This is a genomic window from Corynebacterium sp. MSK218 (genome assembly GCF_030232655.1).
GTDB lineage: Bacteria > Actinomycetota > Actinomycetes > Mycobacteriales > Mycobacteriaceae > Corynebacterium.
The window spans coordinates 207,143-226,024 of record NZ_JASPGN010000002.1 but is presented as its reverse complement, the minus strand read 5'-3'; the positions used below and the strand labels follow the sequence as shown (position 1 = coordinate 226,024).

The window sequence follows — 18,882 nt, the reverse complement described above, 5'->3', positions numbered from 1 at the left end:
CCCTAGTTGCGCAGCTTCTTTTTCAGCTGGTCCAAGCGCGCGATGACTTTATTGGCACGGTCTTCCCCAAGAACGCTGCGCACGTTAGACACGATGCTCGTCCGATTCTGATAAACGCTGTCGATGGCTTGGTCAACAAGCCCACGCACGCCTTGGCTTCGCGCCGAATTCCAGCTCTCCTGACTGACGAAGTGCGCGTTCCCGCCTCGCTGTTGAATTACGAGTTTTTTTACTTGGACTCCCTCGGCTTGCTCGCTTTGTGCCAGAATACGGAAGCCACGAAGGACGTAGCCGTGCTCCAAATGAAGGCTCACCAAGGTTCGAAAAGTGCCACTCACCGTGGGAACGTACGCGAAATGCCCGATGCTTGGGTTATTGGAGGCAGCAAACCCCTCGACTGACTTGTAGGAGGGAACGCGTCGCCCACGGGAATCTTCGATCCACAGGCTCACAAGGAGCTCATTATCGAGCTCATCATCCAACTCGCCGTGGATGACGAAGCTGACATCCCCGCTGGCAGGCTGAAGAAGGTAGTGCTGGCCGCTGCCAACGGTGTCATCAATACTTAGCGATGTGCTCGTGCTCTGCATCTGCTTGGCAACCGAGGGAAAGGCCGACTCAAGGGCAGCTACATCCGTAAACGGAGGGAAAGCCGCCATGTTCTCCATGAGGCGTGCCATGACCACACCTGGCTCATGGCGCATGGCGTTGTCCTGGCCCGCGTGGATCGCACGCAAGTAGCCCACCTGGGAGGCGTCCAGAATCACGGGCGCATAGCGGTCTGATTTATCGTGTGGCCCGCTTTGGGGTTCCACTACGGTTCCGTCTTCCTTCACGGAGCAGATGGACATCAGACCCATCGAGTTCATCGGTGTGTGGGCCCCGCGCAGGTGAAAGAATTGGCCATCCACATAGACCGCTTCAATACCGAGGGGCAAACTAACGAGCATACCTTCAAACTCCGGCTTGATATAGGGCGCGGTGGTCTGGAAATAATGAGCGGACAAGACATCATCGTCGTCTAGGCGGTAGCGACCGAACGTGCCCTTAAAGCCAGTTGCTCGGACGTAGCGACGCACCGCTGTCCACCCGCTATCACCATCAGGAAGCTCATCGAGGTGCAAGACATCGAACTCGTCCGCTGCCTCCTGCAATTGTGCTTTGAACTTCTGAGGCAAAGACTCAGAGAAGGAGACAACGTGTTTCACATCGAAGCCTTTGGCGGCTTTCGCAAGTGTTGGCACGGTGTGGTTGAGAAAAATGTCCGTGCGTAGCGACAGGCGCGCATCGTCGTAGAGGTAGTCGCGGTATTCATCTTCCGAGAACCCGGACTCCTCGTTGCTCGCACGCCACGACGCCGAATCGGGGACGAAGAGACTAAAGCGAGTGTGTCCAACGAACATGAAGAAACCTCTACCTCTTCCCTGCGAGTGATATCTGACGGACAGTGTAGCTTTGCTTGGAGGTGGGCCTGTAAGGCGCCACACTGGACCGCTTGAAAAAGCGGGTTGTTCTGGCGATTTGTAATCATCACTGCAGACCTTATATAGTTACATCTCGTTGCAGCGAGCAAGGCTTCTTGCCCAAGCAACCCACACATATTCCTCCATAGCTCAGTTGGCAGAGCATTCGACTGTTAATCGAAGGGTCACTGGTTCGAGCCCAGTTGGAGGAGCACATAAATCACCTCCATTAGTTTACTTTTGCTGACTGGTGGGGGTTCTATCGTTTTTCGATTTCCCGCCCCGGATTCTAGCCCTAAGGGGCATACGTCGTAGGGTCCGCTCGCCTGAAAAGGGCGCACGGGACTGCCAACGTCACGCGCGGACCCTACCGCACATCGACGAGAAAGCCGCGCACGCACTCTACCCACCACAAGTAGTCGGGCATGCTCGTGGACCAATTTACGCGCGACTTACCAGCATAAACCCAAGTAACAATAGGGTGTACCCGAGAGAAGCATTTACATACTATAGCTAAGGAAATCGAGATTAGATATCCTCGACTTGAAGACCACTTGAACTAAGGAGTGCCAATGTCTGATGATTGGAAGCGCATTAATGGAACCGGATGGATTCCCCTGGAAGGCTTCGGGAGAATCAATCCTCGACGGGACAATGAGGGGGACGCTGGCCGGACATTCTTCACCGCTATGACAGATAATGGCGAATACGCTCGGGTGCTTGGTGATTGCATCACCGGCGGCCCTGAAACTTGGTCCTATGAGCTCGACCAGCCCTTCTATCTTTCGGATTCAACAGGGAAAACGTGTGTGGAGGTGGAGATTTCCCTCCTAGAGGGCGGGAAATATGGGATCCGGTTCCGCCCGGGGCAATGGCCACAGGCAAGTGGCGGTGCCTGGTAAAAGGTCACTGTCAACAATCCTCTACAGAATGGGCGCACGTCCTTCCAGATTACCGAAGACAACCTCCGCGCATCCATCACTCAGCCAGCTGCTGGCAACTCCCAGTGGGTCTACACCATGTAAACCCCAAAATCAGGAAGCTGATATCCTAACTCCCCGCCTTATGAGCGAATGGTGAGGTAATTTCCCCCTGGCGGTTTACAAAACGCTAGGGGAATTATTCTATCCCCACCCACGAAAGTTCGCCCCCTATGCCAGACCATAACAAAGCCCCTAAAATCCTGGGGCAAGGATCGCCATTATCGCCGCCTGATCAGCTCCAAGCCGCGACGTGGCAACATGACACCGAGCATTTGGAACTCATATGACAACTGGAATACATGGTTCACGCTGAGCAAGAAGGAGCGGAATTGCTCCGAGCAGTTTTGGCCAACAGGCTGATTACACCCAATTGACTTGGAACTCCTCCCAGTTAATTGGGCCCAGTTGGCTTAAGGGACATTTCACGTGGGTTTTCTCCCCACATATCTGACGTCCAGCCCCCCTAAATGCGGCCTGCGAACTCGTGCTCACCTTCCAAGCTTCCACTAAACTGTACTCATCACAACGAGGTGCCCCATCCACAACGTAACAAGATTTCAAGCAGCAGAAACCTAAGAGGGACAATGACGACAGTACGAGTGACCATTGAGCCGGCTGTGCTCGATTGGGCAATTGAACGGACGGGTCTGAGTCTCGACGATCTGGTGAAGGATTTTCCGCGGATTAGGGAATGGGTTGAAAATACTTCGCAGCCAACTCTGAATCAGGCGCAGGACCTCGCCAAGAAAGCTAAGATTCCTTTCGGCCGTCTTCTCCTGCAAACCCCGAGCGAGCCTAGGATTTCCATTCCGGATTTTCGGACGGTTCGAAATCTCTCCCTTGAGACTTTCAGCCCTAACCTTGAGGAAACCTTGGCCGCTTCGGAATCCCGCCTTGACTGGTACGCCGATTTCGCCGAGGAAGAGGGCGTCGATGGTCCTCCATTCCTCGGATGCGCTGATACTAGTAAAATCCCAGAAGCTATAGCCGATAGAACAAAAGAAATCCTTGGGCTCGCCATAGACACTTTTCTACAAGGCCCTGACAAAGTGAAGACTCTCTGTTCAGCTCTTGAGGACTCTGGTATTTTGGTGTCTCGCAATTCAATTGTCGAAAGCAGCACCACCCGTCCGCTGAGTATCGACGAGTTTCGTGGGTTCACGCTTATCCAAGCATCTTATGCTCTGATATTTATCAACACCCGTGACAGCAAGACAGCCCAGCTTTTCAGCCTTTCGCACGAACTAGGACACGTTGTTCTAGACCAGCCCGGAATCTCAGATCACGGGGAAAGTCGCGATATTGAGCGTTGGTGCAATCGATTCGCTGCAGGTTTCCTTGCCCCAGCGCCGCTCGTCTTGAGCACGGTTTCGCCACGTGATTCCCCATTCGATAGCATCAAAACTCTTTCCCGCAAGTCAGGGATGAGCCAAGAAGCCGCCCTGTGGAGACTGGTCCACCTCAACGTCATCGATAGGAATGAAGCTTCCACACTCCTTCCTCTCGTTGCAACACAGCCGGTTCAAGCCACGGACCCCTCGTCACAAAAAGGTGGCCCGGCGCGACACCGTGTGGTGAAAGCCCGCGTGGGAAATCGATTCTTCGATGCCGTAACCTACGCGGCTGTTGCAGGGAAAATTCCACAGAAGGAAGCTGCTCAACTCCTTGGATCTGCAACTGCTGACAGCCTAAGTAAGCTCATTGCGCACTCCCCCTCTGCAGAATGGAGGGCCAGTTAGCGTGTATTTGATTGACACGAACTTTATCGGGACAGTGGCGTCTGTCTATCCACGCGATGTATTTCCTTCTCTGTGGGTTCAGCTCGAAGAACCGATTTTCAGGGGTGATTCCTACTTCCATAAGACCGTCGATAAGGAAATGAAAGAGTGGAAGGATCCAACTCTCGATTGGTATCTGAAACACATAGATCCGCAATACATCGTGAGCACTGATGACAATGAGCTTGCGCTATATACGGATGTGGTTCGCTGGGTCGCGGACGAACGTCAACCCCGGTACAAGGACAGAGCTGTCAATGTGTTCTTGGATGCAGCGGATTCATGGCTAGTGGCTTCCGCTCTCAGGCACGACGCAACCATTGTGACCAACGAGGTACGTACAGCCCCTGATTCGAGGAGACACGTCAAAATTCCTGATGTAGCCGATCATTTCGGGGTGCGCTGCATCGGCCTTCTTGCCTTTCTACGGGAGATGAAAATCAGCATATAATTGGCTTCTACCGCTTCACCACGTGCACATCCACCCCGCCAAAAAGGCTGAAGCAGTTCACCACGACTTCTGGGGCGCTGGCGGGTAGGTCGGCGGGGTCGATGGCTCCCTTTTCGACCTTGATGTCGTGGCCGCCAAAAAGGCCAATGCCGCTGACGCGGACACGGAAGCCTTCAGGAACCCAGACATCAACGCCGCCGAATACCCCGACCGCTTGGATCGTCGTGACGTGTTCTTTGAGGGAGGCTCCGCGAAAGTCCACGTCAGTGCCGCCAAAGATGCCCATGGTGGTGTGATGAGAAGCGATGGGCGTACTACGCACCGTGGTGCCGCCAAAGATGCCGAGGGAGAGGCTCTTCGCGCCATGAACGGCAGGCTCAATCTGGGCCAAGGCACGGCTTACTACTGGTTCGTTCCCACTGTTGACGCGGGCAGTGTTGAGCTCATGGGAGCTCCGCTGTGTAACCTCATGGCCACCAAAAAGTACTCTTTCAGGGTTGTCGAGGAGGTCTGATACAAGGTCAAGCAACTCACCACGGGTTACTGCTTCCGCACAAGCATCAGAGCGTTCCTCAAACTCGGTAACGCTGAGTTGTCCCACAGACATCGCATCAGCCAAAATTTGTGAAGTCGTGGTGCGCTGGGGGGTTGTGCATTTAATGTCGCGTGGTTCCATACCTTCATTTTACCTAGTGCCGAGCTGTTCAGCGCGAGAAAAAGAAGTGGTCTCTCCCCCACACTGAAACAGGTTAAGCACCAATTTCCGGAGAAAAGTCTGGAAAGCGCTTCCCTATTCCAAGGAGCTCAGCAATGGCTGCCACGGCGCGTTGCGCCCCCTTGCCATCGCCGTATGGGTTTACGGCATTAGCCATAGCGTCGTAGGCAGCAGCATCATCAAGGAGCAGTTTCGCCTCTGCCACGATGAGGCTACGGTTCGTGCCCACCAGCTTCACGGTGCCGGCTACAACAGCTTCGGGGCGCTCAGTGTTCTGGCGCATGACCAGCACCGGCTTGCCCAAAGCCGGGGCTTCTTCCTGAACTCCGCCCGAGTCCGTGAGGATAATTGTTGCACGGTCTAGAAGCTTGGTGAACTGGTCATAAGGCAGCGGATCCGTGATGATGACGTTAGGCAAGGATTCGACCTCCGGAAGCACGGCCTCACGGACTTTGGGGTTGAGGTGCAGGGGCAGAGCGAAGTTGATGTTCGGGTAGGCCTCTGCCAAATCCTTAACAGCGCCGCCGATTTCCTTCATGGCTTCGAGGTTCTCGCGGCGGTGGGTGGTGGCAACGACTAGGCGCTTGTCGGATGCTGCGGCCTCCTGGAGTACTGCATCTTCAAACTCGGTGTCCCAGCTGGCAGCCTCAAGAAGCGCATCAATTACCGTATTGCCTGTCACCGCGATGTCCTTGGAGCGAACGTTTTCGCGACGGAGGTTCTCCATGGAGCCTTCCGTGGGAGCTAGGTGTAACTTGGCCACCTGGGTAATGAGCTTACGGTTGGCTTCTTCGGGAAAAGGCGAATCAATATCGCCGGTGCGCAGGCCAGCTTCGAGGTGCACGATTTTTACACCACGGTGGAATCCCGCAAGTGCAGCTGCCATGGCGGTGGAGGTATCTCCTTGGGCAATGATGACGTCGGGCTGTTCGGCATCGATAACCTCATCAAGGCCCATAAGAGCACGAGAGACAATCTCATTGAGGCTCTGCCCGGGCTTCATCAGGCGCAAGTCAAGCTTCGGTTCGATGCCGAACATTGTGTTGACCTGCTCCAGCATCTCGCGATGCTGGCCGGTAGAAACGGCAATAGATTCGAAGCGCTTGTCTTTGTCCAGAGCGGAGATGATGGGAGCGACCTTGATGGCCTCCGGCCGGGTGCCGTAGATGGTCATGATTCTAGGACGAGTCATTGTTCTCCTTGCTCTGAGAAAAATGGAGATAGTCCGATTCTTCCATACAAGATGAAGCGGGCTGAATTCCCTTCGCGGGGACTAGGTGTAAGGCTAGGCGTAAGGCACCGAATATTGTGCTCAGCGCCAATACTATGAGTCCACGTTTACCGAACCATCTGCGTTGATGGTCACCTGCGCACCCAACGCCTTCACCAGGTTGATGCGCTGCCACGAGCCGGAGCTGCCCTGCCAGTCCAGTGGGGTGCCGGGCGCGGTGGCGGTTTGACGGAGGACGTCGGCGCGCTGTTCGTAGTTGAGGTTGGGGTGGGCTGCCTCAAGGAGAACGGGCGCAGCTTTCGGGACAATCATGGGCGCGTCCGGGTGGTAGATGGTGCTCAATCCGTAATCGGCCATAGGTTCATACCGCTCGGCGGCTTGGGCAGCGGTGGCATAGGTGGTGCCGGCCGCATTCTGTTCGGACACGAGGGTGGCGATGTCCTTGCCGGTGCGCCACTGGATCTCAGCGCGGATTTCGGCCTCGGCTTGGCGGAGGGCATCGCGCATGCGGGGATCGTTGAGGCGGTCTGCGGCAGCGGCAAGGCCGGTCATGCGGCCGCCGATGACGTCCAGGGGCGAATGCACGCCCATAACCACGCGGTGATTGCCTGCCTCAACCCCGCGCAGGGCCAGCTGCGGGCCGACCTCCGGGAGCATGGTGACTAGCAGCGTGGTGACCCACACCGCTTGGTTAGTGTGGCCGGAGGGAAAGGCTGGGGAATCCAGGTAGTAATTCTTCCTGCCGTCGTTGTAGCGCTTGATGCGGTCCGGAGCCTGTTGGAAAGGACGGGCAGCTTTGAAGTAGTGCTTCTCGGCAAAGGTGGAGCTAGCTAGTCCACCCGCGCGGGCGAGGTAGCCGTTGCCCAGCAGGTATTCGGTCTTGGGCAGGCGGTGCTCAGCCAGGGCATCGCGGAAAGCCTGGCCAAGCTCAGGGCCCATAGCATCGGATACAGCGGCCATGACGCCATCGGTGTCCGCGGCGGCGTCGCGTTGGGCGCGGGCGATGAGGGTGGCGTCGCCAGCCGCGGCGTTGTTGATGGCCACGGCTTTATCGAGGTCCTCGGCCATTGTGGTGGGGTTGGTCTTGATGTCGTCATAAAGCCGCACCACTTCCCAGTACACGCCGTACTGATAGGACGAGACATCGCTGGGAAACCCCACGAGGTAGTCCGGGGTAAAGGGCCGGGGTGTGGGTGCGCCAGGGTGCTGTACTGGTGCTTCACCGGTGCTTGAACCCGTCATGGGGTCTGCGAGCGCGGGGATGGTGAAGGGAAGGTCGGCCGCCAAGGCTGTGGGCGGGGCGGAGGTGGCCACCAGTACGGCGGCAATCGGGGCCGCCAGCGCGCGGGAAAATGTAGGCATAAGGGATGTCTTACACCTTGGAGGTGTCCGCGACGTGACGGGAAGGTAAACGGCGATGGTGCGCCACTAGTCTTCCGCGGCGCTGACCTCGCGGATTTCCTCCGGGCAGGCAGCGCGGGTTTCGGCGGGGTTCAGGCTGGCGGTGAGAAGTGCCGCCATGGCCACGGCTGCCGACGCCGCATGCGTTCTCTTCGAATTCTCCACACATTTAACCTAACGTGAGGTGGGCCGCAGGGGAAGTCCTCAGCGGAAAACTATTCTCCACTCCCCACATAGCCTTACTTTGCGGGCTCGCGGCAGGTAGGCTGTGTCTCAGACGTGTACGTGCCGGCACAGCCGTCTGCGCGCGTACTGTGAACGCTGATGTGAACGCCACCGCTGGTACTCGTTGCCGGCTGAAGAAGGGGATGACTAGTTTCCGATGATCCAATTTGTTGTGGGCGCTGCCGCCGGATATGTCTTTGGAACCAAGGCTGGGCGCAAGCGCTACCACCAAATTAAGGGCGCCTACGAAAAGGCCGTGAACTCCCCTGTCACCAAATCCGCGGTGCGCTCGGCGCGCAAGGCTGTGGCCAACCGCTTGGATCCGGACCCGCGCATGCGCGAGCTCAAGGACTACAACAAGGGGAACCGCAGCAAGCGCGGTTCCCGAGGTAATGGAGACGTACAAGCGGATCGGATTTACGAGCCGGACGAAGATTAACGCGCACGCTGGTCGCGTGTGCGTGGACACGGATTAGTGCACTTATTAGCGCACGCCGCGGAAGGCGCGGTCGTTGAGCTCGCGGCGGGCTTGCTCGAGTGCGACGAGGTCGGCGAAGAGTGAGTTATAGGACTCTTCGTCATCGGAGGGGCGCATGCGGCCGAGTTGGGCCTTGAGTTGTGCGACCTGGTCGCCCACGCGGGCTTCCTGAAGGCGGGAGAGCACGGAATCGGCGTAGGCCTCAAGGTCGGTATCGGGGTTGCCGGTCTCCCCCAGCTTGATAGGTTCCACGGCCAGCTCAGAAACGAAGTTGCGGGCCATGAGATCCGGCATTTCGCCGGCCACGGCGGCTAACCATTCCACGCCGGGTTGTTCAGCGCCGGCGGTCACGCCACCGAGGGTGGAGATGGCCTGGCGCACGGTGCGGTAGGCCTCGTTGGAGTAGGCATCTTCCGTGATGCCATCGAAGTAGCTGCCGGCGATCTGCGGGTACTGCAGGGCCAGCTTGAGGGCCTCGCGCTGTGGCCACAGGTGCGGCTCGCGGGGACCGGGGATGTGCATGACGGGAGTATTAGCCTGCGCCGGTGCTGAGGACGTTTCCTCCAAGCTGGCAAAACGCGGGCGCTCCTGCTTTTTAGGTTTGCAGGCCTCCTGCCGCACCTGGTGGAGGACTTCCTCCGGGTCCGGCCAGCCAACCCACCCGGCCAGACGGCGGGCATATTCGCGTTGCAGGGGTTGGTCCCGGATCTGGGCCACGACGGGCACCGCGCGGCGCAGGGCTTGGAGGCGGCCTTCGGCCGAGTCGATGCTGAAGTCCGCGATGACGGAGCGAATGACGAACTCAAACATAGGGATGCGGTCCGCCACGAGATCGCGCACGGCGGCATCGCCGCGCTCAAGGCGCAGGTCGCAGGGATCCATGCCGTCGGGAGCAACGGAGACAAAGGACTGCCCGGTGAACTTCTGCTCACCTTCGAAGGCGCGCATGGCGGCCTTCTGGCCGGCCTCGTCGCCGTCGAAGGTGTAGATGAGCTCGCCGTGGAAGTAGGAATCATCGAGCATGAGGCGGCGCAGCACTTGGAGATGGTCCCCGCCGAAAGCCGTGCCACAGGAGGCCACGGCCGTCTTCACCCCGGCGGCATACATGGCCATGACATCCGTGTAGCCTTCCACCACCACGGCCTGGTGCTGCTCCGCGATGTTGCGCTTGGCCAAGTCGAGGCCAAAGAGCACTTTGGACTTGCGGTAGAGCATTGTCTCCGGGGTGTTCATGTATTTGCCCAGCTTGTCATCGTCGAAAAGCTTGCGGGCACCAAAGCCGATGACATTGCCGGAGAGATCCTTAATGGGCCACAGCAGGCGGCGGTGGAAGCGGTCAATCGGGCCGCGTTTGCCCATCTTGGAAATGCCCGCGGCCTCCAGCTCTTCGAAGGAAAAGCCCATGCGTAGCAGGTGCTTGGTGGCGGTATCCCAGCCCTCAGGCGCGTATCCACATTCAAAGTCGTAGATAATGTCCTTGGAAAATCCACGGTCAAGGAGGAACTCGCGGCCCGTTGCTGCCTGCGGGGTTTCTAGCTGCTGGCGGTAAAACTCGTGCGCGGCCTTGTTGGCAGCGATAAGTCTCTGGCGGGTGCCGGGCTTTTCATCGCGTGCGCCGGTGGAGCCGCCCTGATAGTTGATGTGGTAGCCAATTTTTTGGGCTACTGCCTCCACAGCTTCCGGGAAGGTGACCTGTTCCATCTCCATGAGGAAGCTAAAGACATCACCGCCTTTGCCCGTGGAGAAGCAGTGATAATAGCCGCGCTGCGGGCGCACGTGGAAGGACGGGGTCTTCTCATCTTTGAAGGGGCTCAGCCCCTTGAGCGAGTCATAACCCGCGGGCTTGAGCTGGACGTATTCGCCCACGATTTCCTCAATAGGCGCGCGTTCACGGATAGCTTGGATGTCGCTGTCCGGAATTCTGCCTCGTGCCATGCGTACAGACTACCCCGCGCGGTGGTGGCGGAGCCATCGATGGCTATGAAGCCTGCCGCGCGGCTTACAGTACGCGCGGACGGGATTTCAGTTTCGGCCCTATAGCTGCAATGATGGGAGGCATGTCCCAGTCCTCCCCCTCCAGGAAATCGCTACCGACCCTCATCGGCGGTGCGGTGCTCGTGCTCGTTGCGGGTTACTTCGGCATCGACCTCGGGAGCGATGGTGGGAGCAGCAACGGTGGCCAGACGGAGCAGGCCTCGGAGAAGGGCGATAAGGGGGACGTCGGCAAGCACGGCTCTGAAGAGGGTGACCTGCCCACCTGCGCTATGGACTCCCTACCCGAGCAGGCGGAGGAGACCGCGCAGGACATTCTGGCCGGCGGGCCCTATGACTATCCGGACAATGACAACGTGCGCTTTGGCAATTATGAGGGCGTGCTGCCGCAGCAGGATAAGAATTATTACCGCGAATACACGGTGGAAACGCCGGGCATTGGTCACCGCGGCGCTAAGCGCATTGTCACTGGTGGGGGCAGTGAGACGGACCCGGATGTGTGGTACTACACCGATGACCACTACGAGAGTTTCTGCACGATTCCCGACGCCGAGTAGTGCGTAAGAACTAAAGGATTGTTAAACAGCATGGACCGCATTCTCATTACGGAGGCTATCCGCAGCCGCGAGGATTTCTATGGCGCGCTGGGCCGTCTGCGCAGCAACGCGGCGGGGGCGCCGCATAACCTCGATGACCTCGCGGATTTCTTGCGGGAGCAGCACATTCAGGCGATTATCGCCGCCGACTTTGACCTAGAGCAGGATGACTTGTCGCGGATTTCCTCGGTGTTGGAGGATCAGGGCGTAGCGCTCGTGCGCTAGCTAAGGAATCCGAAAAGCTCGGCGCTGCGCTGGGCAAGGCGTTCGAGTCGGGATTCTGTCATGGAGGCGATCTGGTCGATGATAGCGCGGTCGCGCTCCAAGTCGGTCTCGGCCTGGTTCCACCACAGGGCGAAGGTGGCGTCCAGCGAGCCGGGGGCGCCGGCGACAAGGTAGTCGTAGACGCGGTAGATGCGCTCGCGCTGGCGGTCTTGGCGGGCAAGGTGGGCAGGCTCGTCCATGACGTAGAGGACGGCGATGGTCTTGAGCAGGGTAACCTCCGCGACTGCTCCTGGAGGGACGTGGAGGTCACCATTCATGCGGCCGAGCAGACCGTCATTGGCTTCGAGGGTGGCGGAGACGGTCGCGCCCACGTAGCGGCCGACGAGCTCGGAGGTCATCTTCTTTAAGTTGGTATAGGAGCGCAGGGAATAATCGAAGTTGCCGATGGCATTGATGATGTCCAGTTGGCGCAGGCGGTCGGCGGCCTCGAGGAGCTCGTCGGCGGTACCGCCGAAGGCCTTGGCGCCTTTGTCTGCGAGGTGGGCCAGCTCGACTAAGTCCCAGAGCACGCCCAGTGAAATGCGGCGAGAGATGATGCCGTCTTCGACGTCGTGGACGGAATAGGCGATGTCATCAGACCAGTCCATCACTTGGGCTTCCATGGACTTGCGCTGGTCGGAGTGGCCCTTTCGGAGCCACTCCAGGACACCCGCGTCTTCGTCATAGGCGCCGTATTTGCGGTTGAGTGTGCCGTCGGGGTTGGTCTTGGTCCAGGGGTATTTACAGGCGGCATCGAGCGAGGCGCGGGTAAGGTTGAGGCCATAGCTGCTCAGGCCGTCAGGTGTCTCGAGGACCACCTTGGGTTCCAGCTTGGTGAGGATGCGCAGGGTTTGGGCGTTGCCTTCGAAGCCGCCGAGGGCCACCTCGTTGAGCGCGTTCTCACCATTGTGGCCGTAGGGCGGGTGGCCGATGTCATGGGTCAGACCGGCCATATCGCACAGATCGGGGTCGAGGCCCAAGCCAGCGCCGATGCTGCGCGCAATTTGGCTGACCTCTAGGGAGTGGGTCAGGCGGGTACGCGGGGTATCGCCATCGCGGGGGCCGACGACCTGTGTCTTATCCGCCAGGCGGCGCAGGGCCGCCGAGTGTAGGACGCGGGCGCGGTCCCGGGAGAAGGCGCCGCGGTGCTCCTCGGTGGAACTTAGGGCCGAGCCTTTGGGGCTCTCGGCGGCCAAGCGGGCGACGTCATCGGCGGAATAGTTGTAGCTCACGAGGCTTTAGTTTAGGCGCTGTCCTTATCCTGCTGGGGCTGCCTCGCGCCAATGACGCGGTGGCGCAGAGCCTGGTTGGGGCGGATGATGCGCTCGATGCGGTAGAAGGCCGTGCGCAGGCCAGCGGAGCGCTTCTCCCCTACGACGGTACGCAAGCCCAAATAGATAAGCCCGCCGACCTCGTGGGCTAGATAGCGCCACCACGGGATGGAAAAGCGCGGCGAGGGGTAATAAGGCGTGCCGAGGACAGTGGCCGTGATTCCTTCCTGGCGGGCGATGAGGAAGGTGCGCAGGCGATGGAGCGGATCAGTGACGATGACGGCCTCGCGCACGTTGAGCTTCTCGCGCGCGGCAACCAGCGAGCTGCGGGTGTCGAGGCCTTCGGTGAGGGCGGTGACGTTAAGGGGGACGTCGGCAAGCATGGCCCTAGCTACCCCAGCTTCGGTGAACCGGTCTCCGGGCAAGTTGCCGCCCACGGTGATGATGGGGAGGTTGTGCGCGGTGGCGTACTCGGCGGCGTAGCGCACGCGGCCAGTCAGGATGCGGGAGGGGCGGCCGTCATACTGCGCGGCGCCTAAGACAATAACGTATTTCACTGCCTCACTACCTTAGCGCCGGGAAGGTATCGTGGTGCGCATGACTACTGCTGCTCGTATTGGCCGCGCTGCCCTCGCTGCCCTCGTGTTGGGATGTGCGACGGCCGGGCCTGCTTTGGCCACGGAATTCGTTGTTGCCGCACCTGAGGCTGCCTCGCTCAAGGACAAGGTGACGGATGAGGCTGGGGTGCTCTCAAGCTCGGAGAAGTCCGAGTTGGAGGACAAGATTGTCACGCTGCAGCAGGAACACCACGTGGTGATTTTCGTGGTCTTTGCGTCCTCCCTGCCGGAAGGTGCGGAAGCCTATGCGGGTGAGATTGTGAAAGCCAAGGGGCCGAATTCCGCTGCCTATGTGGTGGGCGTGGAGGATTCCACGATGGGCGTGCAAACCGGCAAGGAGTGGCCGCGCGGGCGCCTGGACGCGATGTATGACGCGGCGTACGGCAAGTTGGCTGGGGGCCGCGAGTATGGGGCATCGGCGCTGGCGCTTGTCGACGCTGCAGCTTCCGGCTCTTCCGGTTCCTCTGGCTCTTCGGGTTCTTCGGGCTCCTCTGGTTCTGCTGGTTCCTCTGATGGCTCCGGCGGCAACGGTGGGTTGTGGCTGGCTGGTGGTGCAGGCGCCTTGGTCCTGGCTGGCGGCGGCATTGCGGCGGCGAGCCGGCGCAAGACCAAGAAGGACTCCGCGGCCACGTTGGAATCTGCGCGCCAGATTGAGCCGGGGAATACTTCGCAGCTTGATCGTCTGGATATGGCCACTCTGTCACAGCTGGCGCAGGAAGAGTTGGTCTCTACTGACGAGTCCATTCGCCGAGGCAAGGAAGAGCTCGATATCGCAGTGGCCGAGTTCGGCCCAGAGCGAACCCGGCCGTTCACGCGCGCGATGAACCACTCAACGCTGACCTTGCAAAAGGCCTTCCAGTTGCAGCAGCAGCTCAATAACAACCTGCCGAAATCTGAGGGAGAGCGCCGCCAGATGCTGGTGGAGATTATTTCTTCCTGCGGCCAGGCTGATGACGCTTTGGACCAGCAGGCGGCGGACTTCGCCCAGATGCGTGACCTGCTGATTAACGCTGGCTCTAAGCTCGATGAGCTGACTCGCCGCACGGTGGATCTGCGGGGCCGCTTGCCGCAGGCTCGTACCACCTTGGCTTCGCTTCGCGGTTCCTATTCCGAGGAGGCGTTGTCCTCCATCGCGGATAATCCGGAGATGGCGGAGGTATCACTCACCGAGGCTGAGAAGCTTCTCGACCATGGCCGCTCGCTCCAGTCCCAGCCTGCCGGCCAGCAAGGTCCGCTCGTGGGCATTATTCGCGATGCCGAACATGCCCTTGAAGTCTCCGACCGTTTGCTCACTGGTGTGGAGAACGCCGAGAACTCCATCGCTTCTGCCAAAGACAACCTGCCGGCGCTCATCGATGAAATCGAGGGCGAAATCGCCGAGGCCCAGCAGCTGGAGCAACAGGGCAAGGCCCAGGGCTCGCCGGCCGATTGGTCCGCGTTGGAAGAACTGCTCTCCTCTGCTCGGTCCGCTGTAGATGAGGCTCGCAGAAACGGCCAGGCTGACCCGTTGGGCCAGTACACCGCGCTGACGGCTATCGATACCAAACTCGACGAGCAACTCGATACCGTCCGCGAGACCAATTCCACTCGTGAGCGCCAGATTGCGCTCTACCGCCAACAGATCGCCGCGGCCGAATCCGCCATCCAGGCAGCCGAGGACCTGCTCTCCTCCCGCGGCCGCGTGGTGGGCCCCGATGCGCGCGTCGCGCTTGCCGATGCCACCCGTCTCTACGCTCAAGCCCAGAATTCCGCATCCAAGGACCTCCGTGCGGCGCTTAACTTCTCCCGCGATGCGGCTGCGGCTGCCCAGACCTCGCTGAATCGCGCCAAGGCGGACCTGGAGGCCTACCGCCGCCAGGAGCAGCGCCGCCAAGCCACCGATGCTGCGGGCAATATCCTCACCGGCATGGTGCTGGGCCAGGTCCTCGGCGGCGGCAGCTCTCGCGGCCACAGCGGTGGTTTCGGTGGCGGCTTTGGAGGTGGTGGCTTCTCCGGAGGCGGCTTCGGCGGTGGTGGCTTCTCGGGCGGCGGTGGCGGCGGTTTCCGCGGCGGCTCCTTCTAGCCGCGCTGTACCGCATTTGACATCGGGCGATTGGACTCCGGTTCGGTAGTCGTCCATGCAGATGCTCGGATACGGGGTTGGTGCACATACATGGTAGGTGTAAGCCGGTCATGCACATGGTTCTAGTCAAAAGGTTGCAGTCAAACGGTTTACCTGGAGGCAAGTAAACCTTCTGCACCGAGCTAGAAGGTTCGTTTGGGGGGAAACAAACCTTATGACTGCAGCCATCTGACTAGAACCCTCTACTGGCATACCAACCCAAGCAAGCACACGGGGAGAGCTCCTCTTCGAGGACAAACTCCGCTTCTCACATGCCGGTGCAGGATATATCGCGGATGGTCCCATTAGTTTGGTGCCTTTATTCTGGTCTCTTTGCTCAGTAAAGGGACCATCTATCTGGCGAAAAGCCGCCTCAAATGGTCCCTTTACACAGACAAGGGACCAAAGTAGAGGGACCAAACTAGAAGGGCCGTCTATGGGTGAGCGGAAAGCTGGGTCAGGCGCGCAAACGGGCGGAGCTGCGCAAGGTGATTTAGGTGCGGAGGGGGCGGGTGGAGCCGTCGAGAAGCAGGCAGCAGTAGCTGGTGAAGGCGGCGTCGGAGGCGGGCAGGTCGCCGACGGCGACTTCGAGGTCGCGGCCGCGCGGAGTCGTGCGGGCAACGTCGTTGCCGGAGTTATCGCGGATGCGGCGCTCGCGGCGGAAAGGGTTGGTGCGCTCGAGGGTGTACTCGCGGCCCTCGCAGACTGCGCGCAGTGTGTTCACGGTAAAGCCCGCTTGCTCAGCCGAGAAGGAAGGCCCGCGCACGGCGAAGCGGCGAGCGCCCAGGGTGTGTTCAAAGGTGATGGCAGGCTGGCCCGGTATGAGCAGACCCGTCGGCGTCACGCGGGCAACGGTCTCGCCCTCCTCGTTCACCAGCGCCCCATCGCGCCACACCCAGCGCTGCATTAGATCAGCACCGTGATGATAGCGACGATGGATAACAGCACCAGCGTTGCGATGATGGGAATCGCGGTGCGCTGCGTGCGGGCTTCCAAGATGACGCGCGTAAACCAGCTCAAGCCCGCGACTTCCCAGTCGTCGAGATCGCCGGAGTCAGAGCTGTTCTCCCCCTCAAATTCGAGGATGGCCTTGCGCACGCCGGAGTTCTTGGAAGAGAATTGGGCCACCTTGGTGCCCGAGCTGTCCTCCACAATCCAGTCCCCGCCGGCCTCGTTGATGAAGGCGAAGGTACGGCCGTCCAGGGAGGCCTCCAGGCGCTTGTCGCGCTTGACATTGCCGGCGAGGCGGTAGACGCGGTCATCCTCCAAGGTGATGGAGGCGCCTAAATCGTCGAGGGCCAAGCGCCAGTGGTCGCCTTCCACATCGGCCGAACGTTCCTGGAACATGCCCAGCGATTCTGGCCCGTCCTCCACGAGGAGGACGGGGTTCTTGCTATCGCTGCGGTCCCAGCTGGTGTAGTGCATTAGCAGCCAACCAGGCGGGCAGCCAGGTATGCCTCAAGCTCGTCGAGCTTGACGCGCTCCTGCTCCATGGAGTCACGCTCACGCACGGTGACCGCGTTGTCCTCGAGGGTGTCGAAGTCATAGGTCACGCAGAACGGCGTGCCGATTTCGTCCTGGCGGCGGTAGCGGCGGCCAATAGCACCAGAAACATCGAACTCAACGTTCCAGTTCGCGCGCAGCTTGTTGGCCAGCTCGCGGGCCGGGGTCGACAGCTCTTCCTTCTTCGACAGCGGCAGCACGGCTACCTTGACCGGAGCCAGGCGGCGGTCCAGGCGCAGGACTACGCGCTTATCGGTGCCGCCCTTAGCGTTCGGAGCTTCCTCTTCGTCGTAGGCATCGATGAGGAAGGCCATCATGGCACGGCCCAGGCCAGCCGCCGGCTCGATGACGTACGGGGTCCAGCGCTCGCCGGCTTCCTGGTCAAAGTAGGACAGATCCTCGCCGGAGCCCTTCGCATGCACGGACAGGTCGTAGTCCGTACGGTTGGCCACGCCTTCCAGCTCGCCCCACTTGGAGCCCTTGAAGTTGTAGGCGTACTCCACGTCGACGGTGCGCTTGGAGTAGTGCGAGAGCTTCTCCTGCGGGTGCTCGTAGAGGCGCAGGTTCTCTTCCTTAATGCCCAGGTCGATGTACCAGTTGTAGCGGTCATCGATCCAGTACTGGTGCCATTCTTCGTCCTCGCCCGGCTTGACGAAGAACTCCATCTCCATCTGCTCGAACTCGCGGGTACGGAAGATGAAGTTACCCGGGGTGATCTCGTTGCGGAAGGACTTACCAATGTTCGCGATACCAAACGGCGGCTTCATACGCGCCGAAGTCATCACGTTCTTGAAGTTGACGAAGATGCCCTGCGCGGTCTCCGGGCGCAGGTAGTGCAGGCCCTGCTCATCGTCGACCGGGCCCAGGAAGGTCTTGAGCAGGCCAGAGAAGGCCTTCGGCTCCGTCCAGTCACCCGGCTGGCCGGTCTCCGGGTCATTGATGTCTGCCAAGCCATTTTCCGGCTCGTGACCGTGCTTTTCCTCGTAAGCCTCAATGAGGTGGTCAGCGCGGTAGCGCTTACCGGTGTGCTTGGACTCCACCAGCGGGTCGGTGAAGACCTCGACGTGGCCGGAGGACACCCAGACCTGGCGCGGCTGGATGACGGAGGTGTCCACACCGACGACGTCATCGCGGGACTGCACCATGTGGCGCCACCACTGCCGCTTGATGTTTTCCTTCAGCTCGACACCCAGCGGGCCGTAGTCCCACGCAGAGCGGGAACCGCCATAAATTTCACCTGCCTGGTAGACCAAGCCGCGGCGCTTACACAGGCTGACGACAGTATCAATGACGGATGCCATGGTTAGTGGGACTCCTCTGGTAGGGGACAGTCTTTTTCAATGCGGACTAGTCTAGCGTGCACGTGCACGCTCCGCGCCGTCACCCCACAAGTGTGGTGTATTTTATACACATTTTCGCATCCTTCGGCTATAGTATGTATATCTCTACCTCTATAGAAACGATCGAAAGTGAACGGCGTGAATACCACTCCTGAAGCCCCTCTCTCCTTTGATATCGATGCCGCCACAACGGTCATCAGTGCTTTAGATTCACCTTTGCGTATCGATATCATTCAGCGCCTAGCTGAACGTGATCACTATGTGCACGAGCTCGTTGCCGCTACGGGCAAGTCACAGCCGCTTATTAGCCAGCACCTGCGCGTTCTCAAGCGCGCGAACATTGTGGACAGCGAGCGCTCGGGGCGCGAGGTGCGCTACTCGTTGGCAGCCCCTAAGGTCTTGCCGCTGCTTGCCGACGCTGCCCTGGCCACCACCTAATACCCTTACTGAAAGTGTATTGATAAGCTGAGCAC

The 18,882-nt window shown here is 59.8% G+C and carries 19 protein-coding genes and 1 tRNA gene; 9 read left to right on the top strand and 11 right to left on the bottom strand.

The window, feature by feature from the left end; genetic code table 11:
• Nucleotides 1-2 precede the first annotated feature (2 nt).
• Nucleotides 3-1,403 carry a glycosyltransferase gene (locus QP922_RS02740; protein ID WP_284807807.1) on the bottom strand — a complete coding sequence of 467 codons (1,401 nt, stop codon included), beginning with the start codon at nucleotides 1,401-1,403 and terminating at the stop codon, nucleotides 3-5.
• A gap of 199 nt (nucleotides 1,404-1,602) precedes the next feature.
• Here QP922_RS02740 and QP922_RS02735 point away from each other — a divergent pair.
• The 4 genes from QP922_RS02735 (at nucleotide 1,603) to QP922_RS02720 (ending at nucleotide 4,675) form a co-directional block, all read left to right on the top strand.
• A tRNA-Asn gene (locus QP922_RS02735) sits at nucleotides 1,603-1,675 on the top strand.
• Nucleotides 1,676-2,035: 360 nt separating this feature from the next.
• Nucleotides 2,036-2,365: a hypothetical protein gene (locus tag QP922_RS02730; RefSeq protein ID WP_284807806.1), complete on the top strand. Its 330-nt coding sequence runs from the start codon at nucleotides 2,036-2,038 to the stop codon at nucleotides 2,363-2,365.
• A 665-nt stretch (nucleotides 2,366-3,030) separates the two neighbouring features.
• The gene (locus QP922_RS02725; RefSeq protein ID WP_284807805.1) at nucleotides 3,031-4,185 is read left to right on the top strand and encodes an ImmA/IrrE family metallo-endopeptidase; all 1,155 of its coding nucleotides are present in this window, start codon (nucleotides 3,031-3,033) and stop codon (nucleotides 4,183-4,185) included.
• A 1-nt stretch (nucleotide 4,186) separates the two neighbouring features.
• The gene (locus QP922_RS02720) at nucleotides 4,187-4,675 is read left to right on the top strand and encodes a DUF4411 family protein (RefSeq protein ID WP_284807804.1); all 489 of its coding nucleotides are present in this window, start codon (nucleotides 4,187-4,189) and stop codon (nucleotides 4,673-4,675) included.
• Nucleotides 4,676-4,682: 7 nt separating this feature from the next.
• On the opposite strand, the gene QP922_RS02715 is transcribed toward QP922_RS02720, so the two are convergent.
• The 4 genes from QP922_RS02715 to QP922_RS02700 form a co-directional block, all read right to left on the bottom strand.
• Entirely contained in the window at nucleotides 4,683-5,282 is a 600-nt protein-coding gene (locus QP922_RS02715) for a DUF1707 SHOCT-like domain-containing protein (protein ID WP_502869582.1), read from the bottom strand.
• A 142-nt stretch (nucleotides 5,283-5,424) separates the two neighbouring features.
• Nucleotides 5,425-6,582 (bottom strand): non-hydrolyzing UDP-N-acetylglucosamine 2-epimerase, encoded by a 1,158-nt coding sequence (gene wecB / locus QP922_RS02710; RefSeq protein WP_284807802.1) that lies wholly within the window; start codon nucleotides 6,580-6,582, stop codon nucleotides 5,425-5,427.
• Nucleotides 6,583-6,714: 132 nt separating this feature from the next.
• Nucleotides 6,715-7,983 carry a phosphatase PAP2 family protein gene (locus tag QP922_RS02705; protein ID WP_284807801.1) on the bottom strand — a complete coding sequence of 423 codons (1,269 nt, stop codon included), beginning with the start codon at nucleotides 7,981-7,983 and terminating at the stop codon, nucleotides 6,715-6,717.
• 66 nt (nucleotides 7,984-8,049) lie between these two features.
• Complete coding sequence (locus QP922_RS02700) at nucleotides 8,050-8,187, bottom strand: hypothetical protein (RefSeq protein WP_181815387.1); 138 nt, start codon at nucleotides 8,185-8,187, stop codon at nucleotides 8,050-8,052.
• Between the two features lie 217 nt (nucleotides 8,188-8,404).
• On the opposite strand from QP922_RS02700, the gene QP922_RS02695 reads away from it, so the two are divergent.
• Nucleotides 8,405-8,686, top strand: coding sequence for a hypothetical protein (locus tag QP922_RS02695; protein ID WP_284807799.1), 282 nt, complete (start codon nucleotides 8,405-8,407; stop codon nucleotides 8,684-8,686).
• A gap of 45 nt (nucleotides 8,687-8,731) precedes the next feature.
• Here the strand turns inward: QP922_RS02695 and dnaG are convergent, their stop codons facing one another.
• Entirely contained in the window at nucleotides 8,732-10,660 is a 1,929-nt protein-coding gene (gene dnaG, locus QP922_RS02690) for a DNA primase (RefSeq protein ID WP_284807798.1), read from the bottom strand.
• 122 nt (nucleotides 10,661-10,782) lie between these two features.
• Between dnaG and QP922_RS02685 the strand changes: the two genes are divergently transcribed.
• Complete coding sequence (locus QP922_RS02685) at nucleotides 10,783-11,274, top strand: guanyl-specific ribonuclease (protein ID WP_284807796.1); 492 nt, start codon at nucleotides 10,783-10,785, stop codon at nucleotides 11,272-11,274.
• Between the two features lie 30 nt (nucleotides 11,275-11,304).
• Nucleotides 11,305-11,538, top strand: a complete 234-nt coding sequence (locus QP922_RS02680) for a hypothetical protein (protein WP_039676338.1) — start codon at nucleotides 11,305-11,307, stop codon at nucleotides 11,536-11,538.
• Here QP922_RS02680 and QP922_RS02675 read toward each other — a convergent pair.
• Together QP922_RS02675 and QP922_RS02670 are read right to left on the bottom strand one after the other, a co-directional pair.
• The gene (locus tag QP922_RS02675) at nucleotides 11,535-12,809 is read right to left on the bottom strand and encodes a deoxyguanosinetriphosphate triphosphohydrolase (RefSeq protein WP_284807793.1); all 1,275 of its coding nucleotides are present in this window, start codon (nucleotides 12,807-12,809) and stop codon (nucleotides 11,535-11,537) included. The two genes, QP922_RS02680 and QP922_RS02675, sit on opposite strands and share 4 nt — an antisense overlap.
• 11 nt (nucleotides 12,810-12,820) lie before the next feature.
• The gene (locus QP922_RS02670; protein ID WP_284807791.1) at nucleotides 12,821-13,405 is read right to left on the bottom strand and encodes a YdcF family protein; all 585 of its coding nucleotides are present in this window, start codon (nucleotides 13,403-13,405) and stop codon (nucleotides 12,821-12,823) included.
• 40 nt (nucleotides 13,406-13,445) lie between these two features.
• Between QP922_RS02670 and QP922_RS02665 the strand changes: the two genes are divergently transcribed.
• The gene (locus tag QP922_RS02665; protein ID WP_284807789.1) at nucleotides 13,446-15,527 is read left to right on the top strand and encodes a TPM domain-containing protein; all 2,082 of its coding nucleotides are present in this window, start codon (nucleotides 13,446-13,448) and stop codon (nucleotides 15,525-15,527) included.
• Between the two features lie 532 nt (nucleotides 15,528-16,059).
• On the opposite strand, the gene QP922_RS02660 is transcribed toward QP922_RS02665, so the two are convergent.
• Genes QP922_RS02660 through QP922_RS02650 form a run of 3 tightly spaced genes read right to left on the bottom strand, consistent with a single transcriptional unit; the run spans nucleotide 16,060 to nucleotide 18,370 of the window.
• Nucleotides 16,060-16,473: a hypothetical protein gene (locus tag QP922_RS02660; RefSeq protein ID WP_284807787.1), complete on the bottom strand. Its 414-nt coding sequence runs from the start codon at nucleotides 16,471-16,473 to the stop codon at nucleotides 16,060-16,062.
• Nucleotides 16,473-16,991: a hypothetical protein gene (locus tag QP922_RS02655; protein ID WP_284807785.1), complete on the bottom strand. Its 519-nt coding sequence runs from the start codon at nucleotides 16,989-16,991 to the stop codon at nucleotides 16,473-16,475. The genes QP922_RS02660 and QP922_RS02655 overlap by 1 nt, the downstream gene beginning before the upstream one ends.
• A complete protein-coding gene (locus QP922_RS02650; protein WP_284807783.1) occupies nucleotides 16,991-18,370 on the bottom strand; it encodes a glycine--tRNA ligase in 1,380 nt (459 codons plus the stop codon). Before QP922_RS02650 ends, QP922_RS02655 begins: the two co-directional genes overlap by 1 nt.
• Before the next feature lie 177 nt (nucleotides 18,371-18,547).
• Between QP922_RS02650 and QP922_RS02645 the strand changes: the two genes are divergently transcribed.
• On the top strand, nucleotides 18,548-18,847 hold the full coding sequence (locus QP922_RS02645) for an ArsR/SmtB family transcription factor (protein WP_039676462.1): 300 nt from the start codon (nucleotides 18,548-18,550) through the stop codon (nucleotides 18,845-18,847).
• The last annotated feature ends 35 nt before the right edge of the window (nucleotides 18,848-18,882 follow it).